This window comes from Bacillus sp. FSL R5-0286 (assembly GCF_038593245.1).
Taxonomy (GTDB): Bacteria; Bacillota; Bacilli; order Bacillales; family Bacillaceae; genus Bacillus; species Bacillus altitudinis.
In genome coordinates, this window is sequence record NZ_CP151977.1 from 38,147 (window position 1) to 60,168 (window position 22,022).

Below are 22,022 nucleotides of genomic sequence, written 5' to 3' on the forward strand. Positions count from 1 at the left end.
TAAATAATAAGATAAACAGAGAGCCTGATTATTCATAGGAGTCGATGAACATGAAATCAATTTTTTACACATTTGTATGGGCCGTTCTCTCTACTCTATTTTCGCTGGTGATTTTAACTGTCAGTATTGATGTTTTCCATCATCATGTTGGATTGTCGATACTGTATGCGATGATTGGGTGGGGTGTGATGTTTGCAGGAAGCCGATGGGCTGCCTTCCAGTTGTTTTTGAAGAAACACGGACTGTCTCGCAGTGATTATGTATATATTAAACAGCACTTAAAAGAAGCTGGGCAAAAGCTGGTTCGGTTGAAAAAAGCTTTATTTGCTGTGAAGAACGTACAGACGATCAAGCATAATTATGAAATTCTTCGGCTTGCACGACGCATCTATACGATAACAAAAAAGGAACCGAACCGTTTTTATGATGCACAGCGGTTTTATTTTGAGAGTTTGGATTCTGTTGTTGAATTAACTGAGAAATATGCACTGCTGTATAATCAGCCGAATCGTAGCCATGAGCTTGAAATGACATTAAGCCAAACTCGAGTTACGCTGACTGAACTGCAAAAGCAATTAACGAATGATTTACAGCAAGTTTTAGGAAGAGATATAGAAGCACTTCATATTGAACTTGAAGTGGCCGATAAAATGATTAAAAAATAGACATGAAAGGAGTCAAACTCGATGAAACCAGAAGATCCAGTCATACCACCAGCCCCATCTACTACAGATCTTCCGTTTCGGGTGTTTGATACCTTATCTGATGAGGAAAAGCAGGAGGCGCTACAGCGAGCTGAGAAGATCCCTGACCATCCACAAAAACTGCTTTTCTATGGCACACGTGTGCAGGAACGATTGTTAGAACAATCAAAACAAATGATGCAATATGTGGAGAAAAAAGATATTGACCAAATCGGAGACGTTCTAGAAGCTTTTTTACAGCAACTGCATTTAGTGGAGCCAGAGGATTTATTGCCAAAGAAGCGAGGCTTTTTTTTAAGGTTATTTCAGCGAGAAAAGCGTTCTACTCAGGAGATCATATCTCGTTTTAAACAAGCAGAAGCACAGATAGAAAGATTGTCAGCAAGGCTTCGTTACGCCAGAGGCGTGCTAATTTCGGACCATAAGTTATTGGAGCGTTTATTTGAAGAAAATCAATCATACTTTCAAGAGATGACGTTACAGGTTGCAGCAGTTGAAGCAAAATTGTCGCTGTTAGAGCAACATGCAGAATCACAGTCACATGATCGGACATTAGAGGAACAATTGATGAGTCGGGAAGTCGATGAAGAAGAATATATGGAGAGATTAAAAGAACGGAAGTATGATTTGTTGTTGAGCCGTCAAATCGCACTGCAATGTAATGCCCAAATTCGAATGATTCAGCATACAAACCATACATTAGCCAATCATATTCAATCAACTGTTTCCGCATCAATTCCTTTATGGATCAACCAAATGTCGATTGCGTTCAATCATATTCAGCAGCGAGCCAATTCAGCGCTTGAGCAGCGTATCCAGCAAACATATGAACAGGTATCGAAGCAGCAAGGACAGCTGCTTGAAGATGCATCCTTAACGCCTATAGATACGTTGAAAAAGGTTCAGCACCAATTGGCCGAAACATTGCAGGAAACGTTGCAGGTAAAAGAACATGGGAGCCAAGAACGAGCTCAATTAAAAAGTAGCATGCATGAGGCAGAGCAGAAGCTGGTGAATCATAAACCAATAAAGGAATGAGAATCCATCTTTCAGTTCACTTGTTTGAACGTTATAATAGATATAAGATATCGTTTAAGTGAAAAGGGTCGATTTGTTTGAAAACACCTTTATATACAGCATTATCACAACATGCGGAAAAGAAGCCCTATTCTTTTCACGTTCCGGGACATCACAATGGAGATGTCTTTTTTGATGAGGCACGGTCCTATTATGCATCCATTCTTCAGCTGGATGTGACAGAACTTGAAGGTCTAGATGATCTTCACCATCCGACTGGGGTGATTCAAGAGGCAGAGGATTTATTGGCAAAGCTATATGGAGCTAAACAAAGTTTTTTCCTTGTGAATGGCACAACCGTTGGCAATTTGGCGATGGTGATGTCTGCGTGTCAGGCTGGGGAGGGCATTTTCGTTCAGCGAAATTGTCATAAGTCTGTGTTCCATGCGATTGAGCTTGCGGGAGCGACGCCTATTATGTTAGAAACTGAGAGTGATCCGCACTTGCACGTCCCAACTCATGTGACGGAGGAAACAGTCAAACAAGCTATGGCGACACATCCTAACTGCCGGGCAATCGTTTTGACATATCCGAACTACTACGGACATGCAGCTGATTTATCAGGGCTCATTCAAATGTGTCATGAAGCTGGCATCATTGTATTAGTTGATGAGGCACATGGTGCTCATTTTGTATTAGGCGGTGCCTTTCCTCCATCTGCCCTTTCCTATGGAGCAGACGTGGTGGTACAATCAGCACATAAAACCCTTCCGGCAATGACGATGGGGTCTTATCTCCATCTTCAAGGAGACCGAATTGATGTGAAGCGGATAAAGACGTTATTAACGATGCTTCAAAGCAGTTCACCTTCCTATCCAATTATGGCTTCGTTAGATGTGGCGAGAGCTTATGTGGAGGAGTTGAAGGGAAAAGGGTTAATGGACGAAATCATGAGAGACTTGGCAAAGCTGAAAGCACAGTTCAATATGATCTCCAATCTCGAAGTGGTTGAGTCTGACTCTTTATCTATGGATCCATTAAAATGTATCATTCGTTCAACAAAAGGGCTGACAGGCTATGAACTCAAAAAGGTGCTTGAGTCGGTGGAGGTTCACCCAGAACTTGCGGATGAACATCAAGTCTTACTCGTTTTTGGTCTAAGGCAGACAAAGGACGTTCCTTTTACAGCTATAGAGCAGGCTCTTCAGCAAAGTGATTCATTGCTTGTAAAAAAAGAGCCTCAAACGGGATCACTCTTCTTAGAGGACGATCAGCAAAAGCGAGATGTAGAAGCTGTTCCATTCGAAAAAGCAACTGGCCGGATTAGTGCAGAATCGGTCATTCCCTATCCGCCTGGCATTCCTTTGATGATTAAAGGAGAACCGATTGAATCAGATCAAATTGCGACGTTAAGCCGTTTGCTTGGGCATCAAGTTCATGTGCAAGCAAGTCAGGTGATTCACCAGAGAAAATTATATGTTTATATAGAAGAGGAGACACTATGAGCGGTATGTTTATTACGTTTGAAGGACCGGAGGGTGCTGGAAAAACGACAGTGATTCGAAAAGTGTACGAAGAAATGGAACGTCAAGGATATGCAGTGATGGCGACACGTGAGCCTGGAGGCATCGACATTGCAGAGCAAATTCGTGAAGTCATTTTAAATGAAAAAAATACAAAAATGGACGCAAAAACAGAGGCATTGCTTTATGCAGCAGCTAGAAGGCAGCATTTGGCTGAAAAAGTAGAACCGGCATTGAAGCGGGGGGAAACTGTTTTATGTGATCGTTTTGTCGACAGCTCCCTTGCTTATCAGGGCTATGCGAGAGGGCTTGGGATTGAAGAAGTCAAATCCATTAATGATTTTGCCATTGATGGTACGATGCCGCAAATGACCATTTACTTTTCCATTACACCAGAGGAAGGTCTAAAGCGAATTGATGCCAATCAAGGAAGAGAAAAAAATCGATTAGACATGGAAACATTGAATTTTCATCAAATGGTCAGAGAAGGATATGAGCTGCTGATTGCGCAATCACCAGAACGATTCCGTGTAGTAGATGCGTCTCAGCCTGTTCAGGATGTCTTTAATGAGGTGTTTCAGCTGATTCAGGACACATTAAAGAAAAATCAAATATGACCTCATTCCCAATCGTTGTTATAATATAGAGGAAGACATCGGCATGTCACCTGTGCCTAAAATGAAGGAGGCCAATCAAATGAAATTAATTGTTGCCGTTGTACAGGATCAAGATAGCAGCAAGTTATTGAAAATATTGACAGAACATCAATTCGGCGTGACAAAATTAGCTTCGACTGGTGGATTTCTAAAGTCTGGGAATACGACTTTTATCATTGGTTGCGATGATGTCCGAGTGGATAAAGCGTTACAGCTAATCAAGGAAAATTGCCGTAAACGTGATCAAATGATCGCGCCTGTATCACCAATGGGTGGAAATGCAGATTCATATGTACCATACCCTGTTGAGGTTGAAGTTGGTGGAGCTACCGTCTTTATTCTGCCAGTTGAACAATTTCATCAATTTTAAGGATGGGTTGCTGTGAAAATTAATCAAGATATGCGGCTGCTTTTAGAAAAGCGTGAACTTCAAGCGATGAAAGGAAGCCAAACTTCAGCATCGTTTAAATCATCGATGGAGACACAAAGCGGTAAAATGCGTTTAGAGCAGCTGACAGTCATGCTGAGCGATATCGAAGTCTTCGGCAAGAAACTGACAAAGTCACGAAACCTTAAAGATTTGGCTAGGTTTAAAGGACTTGTGAAACGCTTTGTAAAAGAAACAGTCGATAATGGATTAAATATAGAGACATCAAGGAGCTTTGACATTTATGGCAACACGCGAACACTCGCTTTAGTCAAAGCATTAGATGAAAAGCTGATTGAGTTAACAGAGGATATGATGAATCAAGAGAAACCCTCGATTGATTTGCTTGAACGTATTGGAGAAATAAAAGGTTTATTGATTAACCTTTACACATAGAGAGTGATAACATGGCAATTAGCTGGGATGACATGAATGATCTACAGCCGCGCGTCATGCGGCTGATTTTTAATAGTATTGATAAAGACCGACTGGCTCATGCTTACTTATTTGAAGGAAAAAAAGGGACAGGAAAGCTAGATGCTGCGATGCTTTTAGCGAAGAGCTTTTTTTGTTTGGAAGCAGGAGTGAAACCATGCGAGTCCTGTCAAAACTGCAAAAGAATTCAGTCTGGCAACCATCCAGATTTACATCTAGTGCAGCCTGACGGTCAATCAATTAAGAAGGCGCAAGTGCAGGCTTTGCAGGAGGAATTTACAAAAGCAGGCGTAGAATCGCATCGGAAAATGTATATCATTCTCCATGCGGACAAAATGACGGTCAATGCTGCGAACAGTTTATTAAAGTTCCTAGAGGAGCCCAACCGGGAAACGATGGCAATTTTAATCACTGAACAATCGCATAAAATGCTGGATACGATTATTTCAAGATGTCAGATGCTTAGCTTTCAGCCGCTGCAGCCGCAATCTTTGGAGCAGCAGCTTTTACAAGAAGGCGTGTCTCAGGATCTCGCAAGGCTTTTGTCGAATTTAACCAATAATTTAGCAGAAGCACTCGAATTAAGTCGAAATGATCAGTTTGCAGAGTCTAGAGCGAAAGTGATAAAATTGTATGAAGTCTTACACCAGCGAAAAGAACATGCATTTTTTTATATACAAGATCAATGGATGCCTTTTTTCAAAGAGAAAGACCTTCAAGAAACTGGTCTTGATATGCTTTTATTTATATATCGTGATGTATTGTCGATTCAAATAGGAAATGAAGATAAAGTCATTTATCAAGACTTATTCCAGACAATGAAGCAGCACGCGCTGCATTCCACACAGCAGATGGTGACGAATCAGATCCTTGCTGTATTAGAAGCGAAAAAGAGACTTCAATCCAACGTGAATGCCCAAGGGCTAATGGAGCAATTGGTGTTGATGTTGCAGGAGGGATAAGCTTGTACAACGTAATTGGTGTTCGCTTTAAAAAAGCGGGCAAAATCTATTATTTCGATCCTAATGGATTTCATATAGAAAATGATAGTTGTGTCATTGTAGAAACAGTCAGAGGTGTTGAGTACGGGCAAGTGGTCATCGCCAATAAAAAAGTAGATGAACACGATGTGGTTCTCCCTTTGCGTAAGGTGATTCGCGTCGCAGACGAACGAGACCGGCTCATCGTTGAGGAGAACAAAGAAGCAGCGATGGCAGCCTTTGACACATGTCTTCAGAAAGTAAGTGAACACGGCCTGGAAATGAAGCTGGTCGATGTCGAATTTACATTCGACCGCAACAAGGTCATCTTCTATTTTACAGCGGATGGCAGAGTAGATTTCCGTGAGCTGGTCAAGGATCTTGCATCTATCTTTAAGACGAGAATTGAACTTCGTCAAATCGGTGTTAGAGACGAGGCAAAAATGCTAGGCGGCATTGGTCCGTGTGGCCGTATGCTTTGCTGTTCAACTTTCTTAGGAGATTTTGAACCTGTGTCCATAAAAATGGCAAAAGATCAAAACCTCTCGTTAAACCCTACTAAAATTTCAGGGCTTTGCGGCCGTTTGATGTGCTGCTTGAAATATGAGAATGATGAGTACGAAACAGCAAAAGAACAATTACCGGACATCGGTGAAACGATTCAGACGTCTAATGGCTCTGCAAAGGTAGTAGGGCTTAATATTTTAGAACGAATTTTGCAAGTTGAATTAACCGGGCAAGAAAAAGTGATAGAATATACTTGGGAAGAATTAATACAAGAAGGCGTTGTATCTGCACAAACAACTGAGTAACGAGGTGTGCCACCTTGGATAAAAAGGAACTATTTGATACGGTGATTAATTTAGAAGAACAAATCGGTTCTCTTTATCGCCAGCTAGGTGATTTGAAAAATCATATCGGTGAAGTGATTGAAGAAAATCATCAGCTGCAGATGGAGAATCAGCACTTGCGTGAACGTCTGGATCAATCCGATCGAGATAAATCGTCTGAGGCAGAGCATGATTCTGCCCAGAAGCCAAGTCATTCTGATATAGGAGAAGGTCATGATAACCTCGCTCGTTTATATCAGGAGGGCTTCCATATTTGTAATGTACATTATGGGAGCATTCGGAAAGAGGGAGACTGTTTGTTCTGTCTGTCATTTTTAAATAAAAAATGAGAAAAGGCTTCCGCTGAATCGGGAGCCTTTTTCACAGGAAAAGAAAGGATACATCATGGTTTCGTTAAGAGAAGATGAACGTTTAGACTACTTGCTTGCAGAAGATATGAAAATTATTCAAAGTAAAACGGTGTTCGCCTTTTCATTGGATGCAGTGTTATTAGCAAAATTTGCGTATGTGCCGATTCAAAAAGGGGAGATTATTGATCTTTGTACGGGAAATGGCATTGTTCCATTGCTGCTTTCGACGAGATCTAAAGCCTCTATTACAGGGGTTGAAATTCAAGAACGCCTGTTTGATATGGCAAAGAGAAGTGTGGCGCATAATCAACTGGAGCAGCAGATTGAGTTGATCCATGGTGATTTAAATGATATGCCTAAACGGTACGGAAACCACAAAGTAGACGTGATTACTTGTAATCCGCCATATTTTAAGACTCCTTCTAAGGATGAAATCAATGAAAATGAGTATTTGGCGATCGCACGTCATGAGATTCATTGTACATTAGAAGATGTCATTCGTGTTTCTTCCACTTTGTTAAAGCAAGGAGGCAAACTGGCAATGGTTCACCGCCCTGGACGGCTGCTTGAGATTGTTGAAATGATGAAGAAATACCGAATTGAGCCAAAACGAATTCAATTTGTATATCCGAAACAGGGAAAAGAAGCGAATACCATTTTAGTGGAAGGGATGAAAGATGGAAAGCCGGATTTGAAAATCCTCCCGCCGCTTTTTGTTTATGGAGAAGACCAAGAGTATACAAAAGAAATCAGGACGATACTGTATGGAGAAGCATAGTCATTATTTCTATGTATTGAAATGTGCAGATGGCAGTTTGTACGCTGGGTATACAAATGACTTACAAAAAAGGCTGACTGCCCATAATAGTGGGAAGGGTGCAAAGTATACGAGAGCTAGACGGCCGGTGGAACTCTATTACCACGAATGCTTTTTAACAAAAAGAGAAGCCATGCAACAGGAATATCGTTTCAAAACGTGGACACGTCGAAAAAAGGACATGTATATAGAAGAAAAGCGAATCAAAAAGGAGGCGGCACATGAAAAAGACACAGAAAAGCTTTGATGGTCAATCAGAAATGGGTATTCTTTATCTCGTACCAACCCCGATTGGAAACTTAGAAGATATGACGTTTCGAGCGATACAAACGTTAAAAGATGTAGACTATATTGCCGCAGAAGATACGAGACAAACGAAAAAGCTTTGTCATGTCTATGAAATTGATACCCCATTAACGAGTTATCATGAACATAACAAAGATAGCAGTGGTCATAAGTTAATCGAATGGTTAAAAGAAGGAAAGAACATTGCACTCGTGAGCGATGCCGGTTTACCGACGATCTCTGATCCAGGAGCCGAAGTGGTTCGCGACTTTACGAACATCGGAGGCTATGTCATTCCGTTACCTGGTGCAAATGCAGCACTTACGGCACTCATTGCGTCAGGAATCGCACCTCAGCCATTTTTCTTTTACGGTTTTCTTGATCGTCAAAAAAAGGAAAAGAAAAAACAGCTGGAAGCATTGAAGAAACGCCAAGAAACAATTGTTTTCTATGAAGCGCCCCATCGGTTAAAAGAAACGCTGACTGTGATGAAAGAAGTGTGGGGGAACCGGAATATTGCCATTACGAGAGAACTGACAAAGAAATTTGAAGAGTTTATTCGTGGAGATTTAGAATACGCGCTGACCTGGGTGACAGAACAACAAATCCGTGGTGAGTTCTGTCTCGTTGTACAAGGAAATGATCAGGATGAAGAAGAACTGAATGAAGAAGCTTGGTGGAATTCTTTATCTGAAAAAGAGCATGTGATCCATTACATAGAGGAAGGGTTAACGTCAAAAGAGGCTATTAAACGTACTGCGGTTGAACGTGGTGTGCCAAAGCGAACGATCTATGATGCGTATCATATTGAACAATAAAGAAAGGTTCTTGCAAACGGTGCAAGAACCTTTTTATATAAAACTTATTTTTGTGATTGAAGTTGGTTTTGGATTTCATTAATGATTTGCTCTGCACCTTCACGGCTAAGAACTAATTTACCATTAGCAAGTTTAAGGTTATCGTCTGATACTTCACCTGTTACTTGGCAAGTCATGTTTGGTTTATATTTTTTTAGGATAATTTTTTCATCATCAACATAAATTTCCAAAGCGTCTTTTTCTGCGATTCCTAACGTACGGCGAAGCTCGATTGGAATCACCACGCGTCCTAATTCGTCAACTTTACGTACAATACCTGTAGATTTCATCTTCATTCTCCTCCCAAAAAGTTCTTATTCTTAATATAATATTATCTTCGTCATTATTCGACAAATTCCTTACATTCCTAGCATAACAAGGTTTCCATAAATCGTCAATCATTTTGTTTACTATTGTTTGTAAAATATGACTCTTAAAGTCAAAGGACCTTGAAACTACCGGTGTATAAGGATTTTTCAGAATTTATCTATAAAAATATGAAAAATGACGATAACAGATTAACAAGACTTTTGCCCTAATTTAGCCAATTGTAAATCTGGAAATAGATTTCATACGACAATATTCGACAAAATGTCGAGCGGTTTGTCGTTTTTTTCGAAAAACTCATCTTTTTCGTTCATTTCAATCTGTTCTATGTATATATGCTTGATCTTAAAGGCTAAGATGGTATCATAGAGAAAGCACAAGTGCAAAACATAATGAAATGATCTGACACATTTTAATGAAGTATGATGACCGCTCTCGTCCATTGGGCGGGAGTTTTTGACATTTACACACAAGCAGGAGGTTCCGACATGCCGGAAAAGAAAAAAACGTTTTATCTGACTACACCAATTTACTATCCGAGCGGAAAATTACATATTGGACATGCTTATACGACAGTGGCAGGGGATGCCATGGCTCGATATAAACGTCTGCAAGGCTATGATGTGATGTATTTAACGGGTACTGATGAGCACGGACAAAAAATTCAGCAAAAAGCTGAAGAACAAAATATTACACCGATAGAGTATTTAGATCCGGTCGTTGCTGACATTAAATCATTATGGAAGAAACTCGACATTTCAAACGATGATTTCATTCGTACAACGGAAAAAAGACATACGAAAATCATTGAGCAAGTCTTCCAAAAGTTGCTTGATCAAGGAGATATTTATTTAGATCAATATGAGGGCTGGTACAGTATTCCTGATGAAACATTCTATACGGAAACACAGCTTGTTGATGTTGAGCGAAATGAGAAAGGGGAAGTCATTGGAGGGAAAAGCCCAGACAGTGGACACCCTGTTGAATTGATTAAAGAGGAATCATATTTCTTCCGTATGAGTAAGTATGCTGACCGCTTACTAGACTATTACGAAAAGAACCCGTCGTTCATTCAGCCTGAATCAAGAAAGAATGAAATGATTAATAACTTCATTAAACCGGGGTTAGAGGATTTAGCTGTATCAAGAACAACCTTTGATTGGGGCATTAAAGTACCTAATAATCCGAAGCATGTCATCTATGTATGGATTGATGCGCTATTCAATTACTTAACGGCGATTGGTTATGGAACCGATCAAGATGAAAAATACAAAAAATATTGGCCTGCCAACGTGCACCTTGTGGGGAAAGAAATTGTACGATTCCATACAATTTACTGGCCGATCATGCTGATGGCACTTGATCTGCCGCTGCCAAAACAAATTTTCGCACATGGCTGGCTGCTCATGAAAGATGGCAAAATGTCTAAATCAAAAGGGAACGTAGTAGATCCTGTTACGTTAATTGATCGCTATGGTCTTGATGCTCTTCGTTATTACCTGCTACGCGAAGTGCCATTTGGTGCAGACGGTGTGTTTACACCAGAAGGATTCGTGGAACGTGTAAACTATGACCTTGCCAATGATTTAGGCAACTTGCTTAATCGTACAGTGGCGATGGTGCAAAAATACTTCGACGGTACATTAAGCAGCTATAAGGGACCAGTCAATGAGTTTGATGAGGAACTAAAAGCTGTAGCCGAACAAACGGTGAAAGCCTATGAAGAAGCGATGGAAAACCTCGAATTCTCGGTGGCTCTTTCAAATGTTTGGACATTAATCAGCAGAACAAATAAATATATTGATCAAACAGCTCCTTGGGTATTAGCGAAGGATGAAACAAAACGAAAAGAACTGCATTCTGTGATGTACCATTTAGCAGAATCACTCCGAATCACAGCTGTATTGTTAACACCATTCTTAACAAAAACACCTGAGAAAATCTTCTTCCAGCTTGGAATTGAAGAAGAGAAACTCAAAAGCTGGGAAAGCATTCTTTCTTTCGGTGCGATTCAAAAAGCGACGGTACAAAAAGGTGAGCCATTGTTCCCTCGTTTAGAGGTTGAAGAAGAAGTGGCATACATTAAAGAGAAGATGCAAGGAAGTGCGCCTAAGGTAGAAGAAGAGTCAGTTGAAATAGAAGAAACTGAATTGCCTGAGCTTGGTGCCGAAATTGCCTTCGATGATTTTTCGAAAGTTGACCTTCGTGTAGCACAAGTATTGGAAGCAGCACCAGTGAAAAAAGCTGACCGTCTCTTAAAGCTTCAGCTTGATTTTGGATTTGAAAAGAGACAAATTGTCTCAGGGATTGCCAAGCATTATCAACCAGAAGAATTGGTAGGGAAGAAGCTCGTCTGCGTAGCGAATCTCACACCAGTTAAACTAAGAGGGGAAATTTCCCAGGGAATGATTTTAACTGGAGAAACTGGTGGTAAATTGCAGGTTCTTGAAGTAGATCAATCTCTAGCAAATGGAACGAAAATTTTATAATTTAACAAAGGTGTTCCACGTGTAACATTTCGTCGAACACCTTTTGTTTTTCAGAAGAATTGTCGAAAGGAGAAATCAACCATGTTATTTGACACACATGCCCACTTAAATGCTGAACAATATAATGAAGACTTAGAGCAGGTGATTGAAAGAGCCAAAAGTGAAAAGGTAGAGAAGATTGTGGTGGTCGGGTTTGATCGTCCAACCATTACGAGAGCGATGGAGCTAATTGAAGAATATGATTTTATGTATGCAGCCATCGGCTGGCATCCTGTTGATGCCATTGATATGACAGATGAAGATTTGGCTTGGATCAAAGAATTATCTCAGCATGAAAAAGTTGTTGCCATTGGAGAAATGGGTCTAGATTACTATTGGGACAAGTCGCCAAAAGATGTGCAAAAAGAAGTCTTTAGACGTCAAATTGCTCTTGCAAAAGAAGTGAATCTGCCAATTATCATTCATAACCGTGACGCAACGGAAGATGTGGTGACGATCTTAAAAGAAGAAGGAGCGGCAGAAGTCGGAGGAATTATGCACTGCTTTACTGGCAGCCTCGAAATTGCAAAAGCATGTATGGAAATGAACTTTTATATCTCATTCGGTGGACCTGTGACATTTAAAAATGCGAAAAAACCGAAAGAAGTTGTAAAGGATATTCCAAGTGATCGTCTTCTGATTGAGACAGACTGCCCGTATTTAACTCCAGCGCCATTTAGAGGGAAACGAAATGAGCCGAGCTATGTGAAATATATCGCAGAACAAATTGCTGAATTGCGAGAAATAAGCTTTGAAGAGCTTGCTGCATTGACAACAGAAAATGCGAAAAAAGTTTTCCGTATAAACTGACAGTATATGATGTCAATCCTTGTTTAAGCTTGTCCAATTGTGAAACATAACGAAAAAGTTCTACACGTTTGCGCCTCCTCATAGGATAAGTTGTCGATAAGTCTTTCTTCCCTTCCTTCCAAAAATCTCCCATAATAGGTTTACAATCGAGCATTTTTGTACAGTGGGTGGAAGGGTTGACAGGTTTTGAGATACTCTATATAATCTCTCCGAGGAGAAGGAGGCGTTTTTCATCGTACAAAAAATGAAAAATCTGTTTTCTGTCAAGCTAGGAAAAGGCAAGGTTTTATTTCTAGTCGCTTGCTTGCTTTTAGCTGGAACTGGGACGGCTTACGGTGCGCATGAGCTCACTAAGCAGTCTATTACCATTTCAATCAATGGCAAAGAGAAGACAATTCGTACACATGAAGAGACAGTAGCACAGCTGCTTTCAGACCTTGGAATAAGGACCAGGGCGGAGGATCATATCTCTCCAAGTCTAAATACAAAGATTCAAGACAACATGAACATTGTGTATGATGCGGCTATACCGGTTCATCTCACCCTAGATGGGAAAGAGAAAACGATATGGACAACAGATCAGACGGTTGGAGCATTATTGAAGAATGAGAAGATAGATATTGGGAAGCACGATCAAGTAACTCCAGGAAAGAATGACAAGATTAAAAAGAATATGGATCTTGTGGTTCAGCAGGCCTTTCAGGTCAGCTTAAACGATGGAGGAAAGGATAAGAAAGTGTGGACCACTTCGACTACGGTCGCTGACTTTTTAAAGCAACAAGAGCTGAAGCTCAAGAAGCACGATAAGATCAAACCTGCGTTACATAGTCACCTTTCTAAAAAAAGCGCAGATGTGAAGATCACTCGGGTGGAAAAAGTCACCGATGTAGTGGAAGAGAAAATTGCTTTTGATACCAAACATAAAAAGGATCGATCTCTTGAAAAAGGAAAAGAGAAGGTGCTTGAAAAAGGTGAAGAAGGTAAATTGAAGAAGCACTATGCCATTGTGAAAGAAAACGGCAAAGTGGTGTCTAAAGAATTAATTAAAGAGGTTACTGCAAAAGACAGTAAGGATCGTTTAGTGGCCGTTGGTACACAAGTGTCCAAGAAAGAACCTAAAGCGTCCCCTGCGGTTTCAAGAAGTAATGAATCGTCAGGAAAAGAGTTCTATGTGACGTCCACAGCCTATACAGCGGGCTGTGCTGGATGTACGGGCAGAACGTCTACAGGATTTAATTTAAAAGCAAATCCGGGTGCAAAGGTCATAGCAGTAGATCCGAGTGTCATTCCGCTGGGCTCTAAAGTGTATGTGGAAGGCTATGGGTATGCCGTTGCATCAGACACTGGATCTGCTATAAAAGGGAATAAAATTGATGTGTTCGTCCCAAGTAAGTCGGCAGCTTATCAATGGGGAAATAAACGAGTGAAAATTAGAGTGCTCAAATAAACACATCAAATCATTTATATGAACAGAGGGCTTTGCGCACCCTCTGTTTTTTTGGTTATAATAGAAGCACTGTTTTCTAATTAATTAGACGCAAAAACAGCATGGAAGGTTTCATTTTTTGACAAAAAAATGTAGATTGTTTTTGCAAGCGGAGGAATACATGAAAATCAAAGAAATCATTGTGGTGGAGGGTCGTGACGACACTGCTAGAGTAAAGATGGCAGTTGATGCAGATACGATTGAAACGAATGGATCTGCCATTGGCGATACAGTCATTCAACAAGTGCGTCTTGCTCAGGAGACGAGGGGGGTTATCATTTTAACTGATCCTGATTTCCCTGGGGAAAAGATCCGTAAAACCATCGCAGAGGCTGTCCCTGGCTGTAAGCACGCCTTTTTACCAAAACACCTTGCGAAAGCGAAGCGGGACAAAGGAATTGGTGTCGAGCATGCTTCCTTGGATAGTATTCGAGAATGCCTTGCACATGTCCATGAGGAAATGGAAGAATCAGAAAGCGAGATTACGTTAGACGATTTATTTGACGCAGGCCTTATCGGAGGCGAAGCATCAAAACGCCGCCGCGAACGATTAGGTGTGCTTTTAAATATAGGATATACAAATGCGAAGCAGCTGCAAAAGCGTCTTAACATGTTCCAAATAACGAAAGAGGATTTTATTGCGGCCTTAAAGACCGTCATGCAGGAGGAAGCCGATGAATAAAGATATTGCGACGCCCATCAGAACGAAGGAAATACTGAAGAAGTACGGTTTCTCTTTTAAAAAGAGCTTAGGGCAAAACTTTTTAATTGATACGAATATTTTAGATCGCATTGTCGATCATGCAGAGATTACGGATGAGACCGGTGTGATTGAAATTGGCCCTGGTATCGGTGCGTTGACTGAACAGCTCGCTAAACGGGCAAAGAAAGTCACGGCTTTTGAAATCGACCAGCGCCTATTGCCGATTTTAAACGATACGCTTTCTCCATATGATAATGTCACCATTATTCATCAAGACGTATTGAAGGCAGATGTAAGAAAGGTGATTGAAGAACAGTTTGCTGACTGTAAAGAAGTAATGGTCGTAGCAAACCTTCCTTATTATGTGACGACACCAATTATTATGAAATTGCTTGAAGAAAACCTTCCATTGAAAGGAATCGTTGTCATGCTGCAAAAAGAAGTAGCAGATCGCATGGCTGCTGTTCCTTCATCAAAAGAATACAACTCTTTGTCGATTGCAGTGCAATTTTATACAGAAGCGAAGACGGTCATGGTTGTGCCGAAAACGGTTTTCGTCCCACAACCAAATGTGGATTCAGCGGTAATCAAACTAACTGTTCGTGAAACGCCTGCGGTCTCAGTAGACAATGATACGTTTTTCTTTCAACTGATTCGTGCGAGTTTTGGCCAGCGCCGGAAGACATTGATGAATAACTTGATGAACAATCTGCCAGATGGTAAGAAACATAAAGCTATCATTGAAGAAGCCCTTGTAACAGCTGAGGTTGATGGGAAACGCCGCGGTGAATCATTGTCAATCGATGAATTTGCCCGTTTGTCCAATGTTTTACACAAAGCCCTCTCATAAGGGCTTTTCAGCGCGTGTAGACAAACCCTCGCATTCGGTGTCAGTCCTGCGCGCTGGTGCTCACGAATGTCAAATTCGCTCCGTGCCAGTGCTCGTTCTTCCTAGACTACAAAGGTTTTCTATCACGCTGAAAAGAAGACAAAGCCCTTTCATAAGGGCTTTTTTCTTTTGGTTTTCACCACTTCACCTGTTCAGGCATAGGCTAGAAAGAACAACACACCTGAAAGAAAAACAAGTGTAGCGTAAGACGATACCAACAGGATAAGAGCCTGATTGTGGAGTGAAAAGCATGCAATTTCAAATAGGAGATATGGTGACGAGGGCATCCTATCAGATGGATATTATGTTTCGTATCATTCGAATTGATGAGACAGACCAGCACGAAGCCACCGCCATTTTGCATGGGAATGAAGTGAGGCTGATCGCCGATGCGAAGATGTCAGATTTGGTCTTGATTCAAAAAGAGGAGCAGCTGACAAGAGAGAAGGACGATGAACGGAAAATTAACGAATCGCTCGACTTACTCAGGCAAGATTATCAGCTGCTTCGTGAAAAACAAGAGTATTATACGTCTGGACAATATCAGCATCAGGAGCAGTATTTTCATATGCCCGGAAAGGTTCTGCATTTAGATGGAGATGCTTCATACTTAAAGAAATGCTTAGATGTATATGAAAGAATCGGTGTACCTGTGTATGGTGTGCATTGCCACGAGAAGAAAATGCCAAGCATGATTGATTCATTAATTGATCAATACCGGCCTGATATTTTGGTCATCACAGGACATGATGCGTATTCTAAACAAAAGGGCGGTGTACACGATATCGGTGCATATCGTCATTCTCGTCATTTCGTTGAAACGGTTCAAAAGGCAAGAAGGAAGGTTCCGCATTTAGATCAGCTCGTGATCTTTGCAGGTGCCTGCCAATCTCATTTTGAATCATTAATTCAAGCAGGTGCTAATTTTGCAAGCTCACCCTCACGTGTCAACATTCATGCACTTGACCCCGTCTATATTGTTGCCAAGATCAGCTTCACTCCATTTGTAGATCGAATCAACGTGTGGGATGTGCTCCGAAATACGCTGACGAGAGAAAAAGGTCTCGGAGGGATTGAAACAAGGGGTGTTTTAAGGGTAGGTATGCCATATAAAAGAGACCATGAATCGACATAACCCGACTGATTTCAGTCTGGTTTTTTTTTATGCTCAAAAAGAAATTTCATATGAATACATAATTCACCGGAATTTGAGAAAAATAGGGAGGAGAAAAGGTAGAAGTTTGTCAAAATTATTTTGTTGACAATGGCTCGTGTTGGTTGATATAATTTAATTTTTATTTGACAAAAATGGGCCGTTGTTGTATAATTATCTCAGTGAGGTGGATGCAATGGCGAAGACTTTGTCCGACATCAAAAGATCGCTTGATGGTAACTTAGGTAAACGTTTGACGTTAAAGGCTAACGGAGGCCGCCGAAAAACAATTGAGCGTTCGGGCATTTTAGCTGAAACGTACCCTTCTGTTTTTGTGATTCAATTAGATCAAGATGAGAATTCGTTTGAAAGAGTTTCTTACAGTTATGCAGATATACTGACTGAGACGGTCGAATTAACGTTCGATGATACCGCTAGCTCAGTCGCCTATTAATGGGCAGTGAACTTTTTGTTTACTGCTTTTTGTTTTGCCTTTTTTTCTGTATGGGAGGCTGTCCATTATTTGAAAGGGGTAAAAGAAAGGATTCGATACAAAATAAGAAAGCCACAAATGAGTGGCGATGATTCGAATTCTCGACCAAAGGGGCTGTTTCGTTTGGGTAGACGCCGAGGCATTATGTCAGATGAGTTCAAATACGAGCTGGCGAAGGATCTTGGATTTTATGATACCGTCAAAAATGGAGGCTGGGGAGAGATTCGTGCGCGTGACGCAGGAAATATGGTCAAACGTGCAATTGAATTAGCTCAACAGCACATGGCTCAAGAAGAGAATCAACGATAAAGAAATGATCAGGGATACCTCGGGTGTCTCTGGTCTTTTTTGCTTGAAAAAGTGAGTGTGCTGGGGGCAAAAGCCAATATTCATCAGATCCATCAAATGTGATACAATATTGATACTTATGTTTAGATGGAGAAGTAGGTGAAATGTTTGCGTATTTTAGAAAAAGCACCGGCAAAAATTAATCTCTCACTTGATGTTCATGGAAAAAGACCGGATGGATATCACGAAGTGGAGATGGTGATGACAACAATAGATCTTGCAGATCGACTAGAGCTGACGGAGCTGGACAAAGACGAAATCCGTGTATCATCTCATAATCGTTTTGTGCCAGATGATCAACGGAATTTGGCTTATCAGGCAGCTAAATTATTAAAAACAAGATTCGGTATTCAAAAAGGCGTATCGATTGTCATCACAAAAGCAATTCCCGTCGCAGCAGGTTTAGCTGGAGGCAGCAGTGATGCCGCAGCAGCGCTTCGCGGCTTAAACCGTTTGTGGAAGTTAAATCTCACGTTAGATGAACTAGCTGAGCTTGGAGCGGAGATCGGCTCAGATGTCTCTTTTTGTGTACACGGAGGGACAGCGCTAGCGACAGGACGTGGAGAGAAACTAAAGCATATTGCGACACCGCCGCATTGCTGGGTGATTTTAGCGAAGCCGGTGATTGGGGTATCTACAGCTGAGGTCTACAGACAATATGACGCAAGCAAAGTAGAACACCCAAATGTACAGCGTATGATTGAAGCAATTGAAGCGAAAGATTATAAAGAGATGTGCGGCTCACTCGGTAATGTGTTGGAATCTGTGACATTAAAAATGTATCCGGAAGTCGATATGATTAAGAGACAGATGAAGCGTTTCGGAGCAGATGCTGTATTAATGAGCGGCAGCGGGCCAACTGTATTTGGCTTGATTCAATATGAATCGAAGGTACAAAGAATATATAACGGACTGAGAGGATTTTGTGATCAGGTTTACGCTGTCCGCATGATCGGCGAACAAAATACCCTTGATTAAATCCGTATATTAAGTTATATTATTCATAAATTATTCGGGTTCTGGGGGTAAGTTCATGAAGTTTCGTCGAAGCGGCAGATTGGTGGACTTAACAAATTATTTGTTAACCCACCCGCACGTACTAGTACCTTTAACTTTTTTTGCAGAGCGATATCAATCTGCGAAGTCCTCTATTAGTGAAGACTTAACGATTATCAAACAAACCTTCGAACAGCAGGGAATAGGGACTTTACTTACTGTACCTGGCGCTGCTGGCGGAGTGAAATATATTCCAAAGATTCATCTAAAAGAAGCAGACGAAGTCGTCAACGATATCGGAGAGGCATTATCAACTCCTGAACGTGTGCTTCCTGGCGGCTATTTATATTTAACTGATGTTTTAGGCAATCCATCGATTCTTGCGAAAATCGGTAAGCTTTTTGCGACCATTTTTTCGGATCGACCGATTGATGTTGTCATGACTGTTGCGACGAAAGGTATTCCGATTGCCTATTCTGTTGCAGGTTATTTAAATGTGCCTGTTGTGATCGTTAGAAAAGATAATAAGGTAACTGAAGGATCAACTGTGAGTATTAATTATGCATCAGGTTCTTCTAACCGAATTCAAACCATGTCACTTGCAAAGCGGAGCTTAGATAAAGGATCCAATGTGTTGATTATTGATGACTTTATGAAAGCAGGCGGAACCATTAATGGCATGATGAATCTGCTAGAGGAATTTAATGCAAATGTTGCAGGGATCGGTGTTTTATTAGAAGATGAAGGCGTAGATGAACGTCTTGTCGATGAATATGTATCGCTTTTAAAGCTTTCAACCATTGATATGAAGCAGAAAATCATTGAGATTAATGAAGGCAATTTCCACGAGTTTTTTCATTCGAAAGCTTAAGCTTTGATCAAACATGTATTTGAATGGGAGAGATTGATATGACAAAAGTTGTTCAAACCAAAAACGCGCCAGCAGCCATTGGACCTTACTCTCAAGGGATTATCGTCAATAACATGTTTTACAGCTCAGGGCAGATTCCGTTAACGCCAGCTGGAGATTTTGTGAATGGAGATATTAAAGAACAAACACATCAAGTGTTTCATAATCTTAAAGCCGTCCTTGAAGCAGCGGGTGCTTCCTTTGAAACAGTCGTGAAAGCAACGGTTTTCATTAAAGATATGGAACAATTCGCTGAAGTGAATGAAGTGTACGGTGAATACTTCCATACACATAAGCCAGCTCGTTCATGTGTAGAAGTAGCCAGACTTCCAAAAGATGCACTTGTAGAAATTGAAGTTGTGGCATTAGTGAAATAAACAGGCCATCTCTTTGGAGACCGTTTGGTTTCATTATATGTATGAAAAGGCATCGTCATGATGTCTTTTTTCACGCAACCGATGTAAGCGTCGTCATTAAAATGACAAAAAATGTATAAATATCCCGATATTTCAAAAAAAGTTTAAAAAAAGAGCAGGAGAATCACCACAATCGTTGAATACCTAATTAATGCTTTTATATTGGGAAAAGGTGGTGAACTACTGTGGAAGTTACTGACGTAAGATTACGCCGCGTGAATACCGATGGTCGCATGAGGGCGATTGCATCCATCACGCTGGACCACGAATTTGTTGTTCATGATATTCGTGTGATTGATGGAAACAATGGCTTGTTTGTTGCAATGCCTAGCAAACGTACGCCTGATGGAGAGTTTCGCGACATTGCACATCCAATTAATTCAAGCACTCGGGGTAAAATCCAAGATGCTGTTTTAAATGAGTATCATCGCTTAGGCGAAGAGGAAGAGACAATTGAATATGAAGAAGCTGGAGCTTCTTAAAGATATGTGAACCTAAAAAGACAGCTTTAAGAGAAAATGAATGTTTTCTTTTAAATGCTGTCTTTTTTGCGTTTTTTCTCTTGTTCCTTATGTCTCCCGTTCATTAGAAAATTAATGCACTTCCTCTTGTATCCTTGAAATCAGTCCTTATTTAGGATATATTTTTCTATGGATAATAGGGATATTGGAGGCCAATCAATGGATAAGCGGTTCGCAGTGATTTTAGCAGCGGGAAAAGGAACAAGAATGAAGTCAAAGTTATACAAAGTACTTCATCCAGTTTGCGGAAAGCCAATGGTCGAGCATGTGGCAGATCAAGCGTTAAAGCTATCTTTAGCCAAGCTTGTGACGATTGTCGGTCATGGAGCAGAGGACGTCAAGAAGCAGCTTGGGGACAGAAGTGAATATGCACTTCAAGAAGAACAGCTGGGAACAGCACATGCCGTCAAACAAGCTAAATCGTTCCTCGCGCAGGAAAAGGGAACAACCATTGTCATTTGTGGAGATACACCATTATTGACAGCGGAAACAATGGAAGCCATGTTAAGCGAGCATCAAAAACAACAAGCGAAAGTGACGATTTTGACAGCACACGCGGATGATCCAACAGGTTATGGACGTATTATTCGTGATGAAACAGGTGCTGTAGTAAAAATCGTCGAGCATAAAGATGCAAATGATGCTGAACGTCAAGTGAATGAAATTAATACTGGAACCTATTGCTTTTCAAATGAAGATCTCTTCCGTGTGATTGAGCAAGTGTCAAATGAAAATGCACAAGGTGAATACTATTTGCCGGATGTCATTGAAATTCTAAAGAATGAAGGACAGACGGTTGCAGCGTATCAAACACCACATTTTGAAGAAACACTTGGAGTCAATGATCGTATCGCTCTATCACAAGCAGAGCAATTCATGAAGCGACGTATTAATCATCAGCATATGAAGAATGGTGTAACCTTGATTGATCCTGAGAACACGTATATCTCGCCAGATGCAGTCATCGGTGAAGATACAATGATTTATCCTGGGACGGTCATCAAAGGGAATGTAAAGATTGGTGCAGATGCCACAATCGGTCCGAACACTGAAATTGTTGATAGCGTAATTGGAGATCGGACAGTCATTAAGCAGTCTGTTGTCTGCGATAGTGAAGTTGGGGTAGATGTGACAATTGGACCGTTTGCTCATATTCGCCCGTTGTCGAAAATTGGCGATGAAGTGAAGATCGGAAATTTTGTCGAAATCAAGAAAACAGTTTTCGGTGACCGAAGCAAAGCATCTCATCTCAGCTATATTGGAGATGCAGAGGTCGGAACGGATGTAAACCTTGGTTGTGGATCTATTACAGTTAATTATGATGGGAAGAACAAATTCTTAACGAAGATTGAAGATGGCGCATTTATTGGCTGCAATTCAAATCTCGTTGCACCAGTCACTGTCGGAAAAGGGGCATATGTTGCAGCCGGTTCAACGGTTACAGAAGATGTACCGCAGGATGCATTGTCTATTGCTAGAGCAAGACAAGTCAATAAAGAAGATTATGTGAAAAATATTCATAAAAAATAATCCAAATACC

General features: G+C 40.8%; 26 protein-coding genes. 25 read left to right on the forward strand and 1 reads right to left on the reverse strand.

Translation table 11 applies throughout. The annotated features are described in order from the left end of the window. The first annotated feature begins 50 nt into the window (after positions 1 to 50). The 12 genes from NST24_RS00195 to rsmI all read left to right on the forward strand — a co-directional run bounded on the left by NST24_RS00195 (position 51) and on the right by rsmI (position 8,863). Positions 51 to 665: a 5-bromo-4-chloroindolyl phosphate hydrolysis family protein gene (locus NST24_RS00195; RefSeq protein WP_342462162.1), complete on the forward strand. Its 615-nt coding sequence runs from the start codon at positions 51 to 53 to the stop codon at positions 663 to 665. A 21-nt stretch (positions 666 to 686) separates the two neighbouring features. Further along, positions 687 to 1,742 carry a toxic anion resistance protein gene (locus NST24_RS00200; protein WP_342462163.1) on the forward strand — a complete coding sequence of 352 codons (1,056 nt, stop codon included), beginning with the start codon at positions 687 to 689 and terminating at the stop codon, positions 1,740 to 1,742. A 77-nt stretch (positions 1,743 to 1,819) separates the two neighbouring features. Beyond that, positions 1,820 to 3,226 (forward strand): aminotransferase class I/II-fold pyridoxal phosphate-dependent enzyme, encoded by a 1,407-nt coding sequence (locus NST24_RS00205; protein WP_342462164.1) that lies wholly within the window; start codon positions 1,820 to 1,822, stop codon positions 3,224 to 3,226. Then, positions 3,223 to 3,861: a dTMP kinase gene (gene tmk, locus NST24_RS00210; protein ID WP_007496237.1), complete on the forward strand. Its 639-nt coding sequence runs from the start codon at positions 3,223 to 3,225 to the stop codon at positions 3,859 to 3,861. The genes NST24_RS00205 and tmk overlap by 4 nt, the downstream gene beginning before the upstream one ends. A 79-nt stretch (positions 3,862 to 3,940) precedes the next feature. Beyond that, positions 3,941 to 4,270 (forward strand): cyclic-di-AMP receptor, encoded by a 330-nt coding sequence (locus NST24_RS00215; protein WP_012008640.1) that lies wholly within the window; start codon positions 3,941 to 3,943, stop codon positions 4,268 to 4,270. A 12-nt stretch (positions 4,271 to 4,282) separates the two neighbouring features. Further along, positions 4,283 to 4,723, forward strand: a complete 441-nt coding sequence (locus NST24_RS00220) for a YaaR family protein (RefSeq protein WP_008341898.1) — start codon at positions 4,283 to 4,285, stop codon at positions 4,721 to 4,723. Between the two features lie 11 nt (positions 4,724 to 4,734). Beyond that, a complete protein-coding gene (holB, locus tag NST24_RS00225; protein ID WP_041506542.1) occupies positions 4,735 to 5,724 on the forward strand; it encodes a DNA polymerase III subunit delta' in 990 nt (329 codons plus the stop codon). Between the two features lie 2 nt (positions 5,725 to 5,726). Continuing rightward, positions 5,727 to 6,554, forward strand: coding sequence for a stage 0 sporulation family protein (locus tag NST24_RS00230; protein ID WP_024719352.1), 828 nt, complete (start codon positions 5,727 to 5,729; stop codon positions 6,552 to 6,554). A gap of 14 nt (positions 6,555 to 6,568) precedes the next feature. Further along, positions 6,569 to 6,922 (forward strand): DNA replication initiation control protein YabA, encoded by a 354-nt coding sequence (gene yabA, locus NST24_RS00235; protein WP_007496228.1) that lies wholly within the window; start codon positions 6,569 to 6,571, stop codon positions 6,920 to 6,922. A gap of 55 nt (positions 6,923 to 6,977) precedes the next feature. Further along, entirely contained in the window at positions 6,978 to 7,721 is a 744-nt protein-coding gene (locus NST24_RS00240; protein ID WP_017359328.1) for a tRNA1(Val) (adenine(37)-N6)-methyltransferase, read from the forward strand. Then, positions 7,708 to 8,007 (forward strand): GIY-YIG nuclease family protein, encoded by a 300-nt coding sequence (locus NST24_RS00245; protein WP_019744059.1) that lies wholly within the window; start codon positions 7,708 to 7,710, stop codon positions 8,005 to 8,007. The genes NST24_RS00240 and NST24_RS00245 overlap by 14 nt, the downstream gene beginning before the upstream one ends. Further along, positions 7,982 to 8,863, forward strand: coding sequence for a 16S rRNA (cytidine(1402)-2'-O)-methyltransferase (rsmI, locus tag NST24_RS00250; RefSeq protein ID WP_039170319.1), 882 nt, complete (start codon positions 7,982 to 7,984; stop codon positions 8,861 to 8,863). The genes NST24_RS00245 and rsmI overlap by 26 nt, the downstream gene beginning before the upstream one ends. A 44-nt stretch (positions 8,864 to 8,907) precedes the next feature. Here rsmI and NST24_RS00255 read toward each other — a convergent pair whose 3' ends face one another. Then, positions 8,908 to 9,198, reverse strand: coding sequence for an AbrB/MazE/SpoVT family DNA-binding domain-containing protein (locus NST24_RS00255; protein WP_087975202.1), 291 nt, complete (start codon positions 9,196 to 9,198; stop codon positions 8,908 to 8,910). 519 nt (positions 9,199 to 9,717) lie between these two features. Here NST24_RS00255 and metG point away from each other — a divergent pair. The 13 genes from metG to glmU all read left to right on the forward strand — a co-directional run bounded on the left by metG (position 9,718) and on the right by glmU (position 22,012). Further along, positions 9,718 to 11,718: a methionine--tRNA ligase gene (metG, locus tag NST24_RS00260; RefSeq protein WP_041506541.1), complete on the forward strand. Its 2,001-nt coding sequence runs from the start codon at positions 9,718 to 9,720 to the stop codon at positions 11,716 to 11,718. Positions 11,719 to 11,799: 81 nt separating this feature from the next. After that, positions 11,800 to 12,567, forward strand: a complete 768-nt coding sequence (locus NST24_RS00265; RefSeq protein ID WP_159145302.1) for a TatD family hydrolase — start codon at positions 11,800 to 11,802, stop codon at positions 12,565 to 12,567. Positions 12,568 to 12,811: 244 nt separating this feature from the next. Further along, the gene (locus NST24_RS00270) at positions 12,812 to 14,014 is read left to right on the forward strand and encodes a G5 and 3D domain-containing protein (protein ID WP_007496219.1); all 1,203 of its coding nucleotides are present in this window, start codon (positions 12,812 to 12,814) and stop codon (positions 14,012 to 14,014) included. Positions 14,015 to 14,174: 160 nt separating this feature from the next. Further along, a complete protein-coding gene (rnmV, locus tag NST24_RS00275) occupies positions 14,175 to 14,735 on the forward strand; it encodes a ribonuclease M5 (RefSeq protein ID WP_342462165.1) in 561 nt (186 codons plus the stop codon). Then, positions 14,728 to 15,606, forward strand: a complete 879-nt coding sequence (rsmA, locus tag NST24_RS00280; protein WP_008341873.1) for a 16S rRNA (adenine(1518)-N(6)/adenine(1519)-N(6))-dimethyltransferase RsmA — start codon at positions 14,728 to 14,730, stop codon at positions 15,604 to 15,606. Before rnmV ends, rsmA begins: the two co-directional genes overlap by 8 nt. 289 nt (positions 15,607 to 15,895) lie before the next feature. Further along, positions 15,896 to 16,780: a sporulation peptidase YabG gene (gene yabG / locus NST24_RS00285; RefSeq protein WP_007496216.1), complete on the forward strand. Its 885-nt coding sequence runs from the start codon at positions 15,896 to 15,898 to the stop codon at positions 16,778 to 16,780. Between the two features lie 214 nt (positions 16,781 to 16,994). Then, positions 16,995 to 17,252 carry a Veg family protein gene (locus NST24_RS00290; protein ID WP_003217979.1) on the forward strand — a complete coding sequence of 86 codons (258 nt, stop codon included), beginning with the start codon at positions 16,995 to 16,997 and terminating at the stop codon, positions 17,250 to 17,252. A gap of 162 nt (positions 17,253 to 17,414) precedes the next feature. Further along, complete coding sequence (locus NST24_RS00295) at positions 17,415 to 17,600, forward strand: small, acid-soluble spore protein, alpha/beta type (RefSeq protein WP_017366434.1); 186 nt, start codon at positions 17,415 to 17,417, stop codon at positions 17,598 to 17,600. A 147-nt stretch (positions 17,601 to 17,747) separates the two neighbouring features. After that, positions 17,748 to 18,617: a 4-(cytidine 5'-diphospho)-2-C-methyl-D-erythritol kinase gene (ispE, locus tag NST24_RS00300; RefSeq protein ID WP_017359321.1), complete on the forward strand. Its 870-nt coding sequence runs from the start codon at positions 17,748 to 17,750 to the stop codon at positions 18,615 to 18,617. Between the two features lie 55 nt (positions 18,618 to 18,672). Continuing rightward, entirely contained in the window at positions 18,673 to 19,506 is an 834-nt protein-coding gene (purR, locus tag NST24_RS00305; protein WP_007496210.1) for a pur operon repressor, read from the forward strand. A gap of 38 nt (positions 19,507 to 19,544) precedes the next feature. Continuing rightward, complete coding sequence (ridA, locus tag NST24_RS00310; protein WP_008341860.1) at positions 19,545 to 19,922, forward strand: 2-iminobutanoate/2-iminopropanoate deaminase; 378 nt, start codon at positions 19,545 to 19,547, stop codon at positions 19,920 to 19,922. Positions 19,923 to 20,146: 224 nt separating this feature from the next. Further along, complete coding sequence (gene spoVG / locus NST24_RS00315) at positions 20,147 to 20,443, forward strand: septation regulator SpoVG (protein ID WP_008357439.1); 297 nt, start codon at positions 20,147 to 20,149, stop codon at positions 20,441 to 20,443. A gap of 198 nt (positions 20,444 to 20,641) precedes the next feature. Then, positions 20,642 to 22,012, forward strand: a complete 1,371-nt coding sequence (gene glmU, locus NST24_RS00320; RefSeq protein ID WP_041091578.1) for a bifunctional UDP-N-acetylglucosamine diphosphorylase/glucosamine-1-phosphate N-acetyltransferase GlmU — start codon at positions 20,642 to 20,644, stop codon at positions 22,010 to 22,012. Positions 22,013 to 22,022 lie beyond the last annotated feature (10 nt).

Excerpts from the sequence above, each read along its gene's own strand:
- NST24_RS00195 (WP_342462162.1), top strand. The coding sequence starts at position 51 with ATGAAATCAATTTTTTACACATTTGTATGGGCCGTTCTCTCTACTCTA.
- NST24_RS00200 (WP_342462163.1), top strand. The coding sequence starts at position 687 with ATGAAACCAGAAGATCCAGTCATACCACCAGCCCCATCTACTACAGAT.
- tmk (WP_007496237.1), top strand. The coding sequence starts at position 3,223 with ATGAGCGGTATGTTTATTACGTTTGAAGGACCGGAGGGTGCTGGAAAA.
- NST24_RS00215 (WP_012008640.1), top strand. The coding sequence starts at position 3,941 with ATGAAATTAATTGTTGCCGTTGTACAGGATCAAGATAGCAGCAAGTTA.
- holB (WP_041506542.1), top strand. The coding sequence starts at position 4,735 with ATGGCAATTAGCTGGGATGACATGAATGATCTACAGCCGCGCGTCATG.
- NST24_RS00240 (WP_017359328.1), top strand. The coding sequence starts at position 6,978 with ATGGTTTCGTTAAGAGAAGATGAACGTTTAGACTACTTGCTTGCAGAA.
- NST24_RS00245 (WP_019744059.1), top strand. The coding sequence starts at position 7,708 with ATGGAGAAGCATAGTCATTATTTCTATGTATTGAAATGTGCAGATGGC.
- rsmI (WP_039170319.1), top strand. The coding sequence starts at position 7,982 with ATGAAAAAGACACAGAAAAGCTTTGATGGTCAATCAGAAATGGGTATT.
- NST24_RS00255 (WP_087975202.1), bottom strand. The coding sequence starts at position 9,198 with ATGAAGATGAAATCTACAGGTATTGTACGTAAAGTTGACGAATTAGGA.
- metG (WP_041506541.1), top strand. The coding sequence starts at position 9,718 with ATGCCGGAAAAGAAAAAAACGTTTTATCTGACTACACCAATTTACTAT.
- NST24_RS00265 (WP_159145302.1), top strand. The coding sequence starts at position 11,800 with ATGTTATTTGACACACATGCCCACTTAAATGCTGAACAATATAATGAA.
- NST24_RS00270 (WP_007496219.1), top strand. The coding sequence starts at position 12,812 with ATGAAAAATCTGTTTTCTGTCAAGCTAGGAAAAGGCAAGGTTTTATTT.
- rnmV (WP_342462165.1), top strand. The coding sequence starts at position 14,175 with ATGAAAATCAAAGAAATCATTGTGGTGGAGGGTCGTGACGACACTGCT.
- rsmA (WP_008341873.1), top strand. The coding sequence starts at position 14,728 with ATGAATAAAGATATTGCGACGCCCATCAGAACGAAGGAAATACTGAAG.
- yabG (WP_007496216.1), top strand. The coding sequence starts at position 15,896 with ATGCAATTTCAAATAGGAGATATGGTGACGAGGGCATCCTATCAGATG.
- NST24_RS00290 (WP_003217979.1), top strand. The coding sequence starts at position 16,995 with ATGGCGAAGACTTTGTCCGACATCAAAAGATCGCTTGATGGTAACTTA.
- purR (WP_007496210.1), top strand. The coding sequence starts at position 18,673 with ATGAAGTTTCGTCGAAGCGGCAGATTGGTGGACTTAACAAATTATTTG.
- ridA (WP_008341860.1), top strand. The coding sequence starts at position 19,545 with ATGACAAAAGTTGTTCAAACCAAAAACGCGCCAGCAGCCATTGGACCT.
- glmU (WP_041091578.1), top strand. The coding sequence starts at position 20,642 with ATGGATAAGCGGTTCGCAGTGATTTTAGCAGCGGGAAAAGGAACAAGA.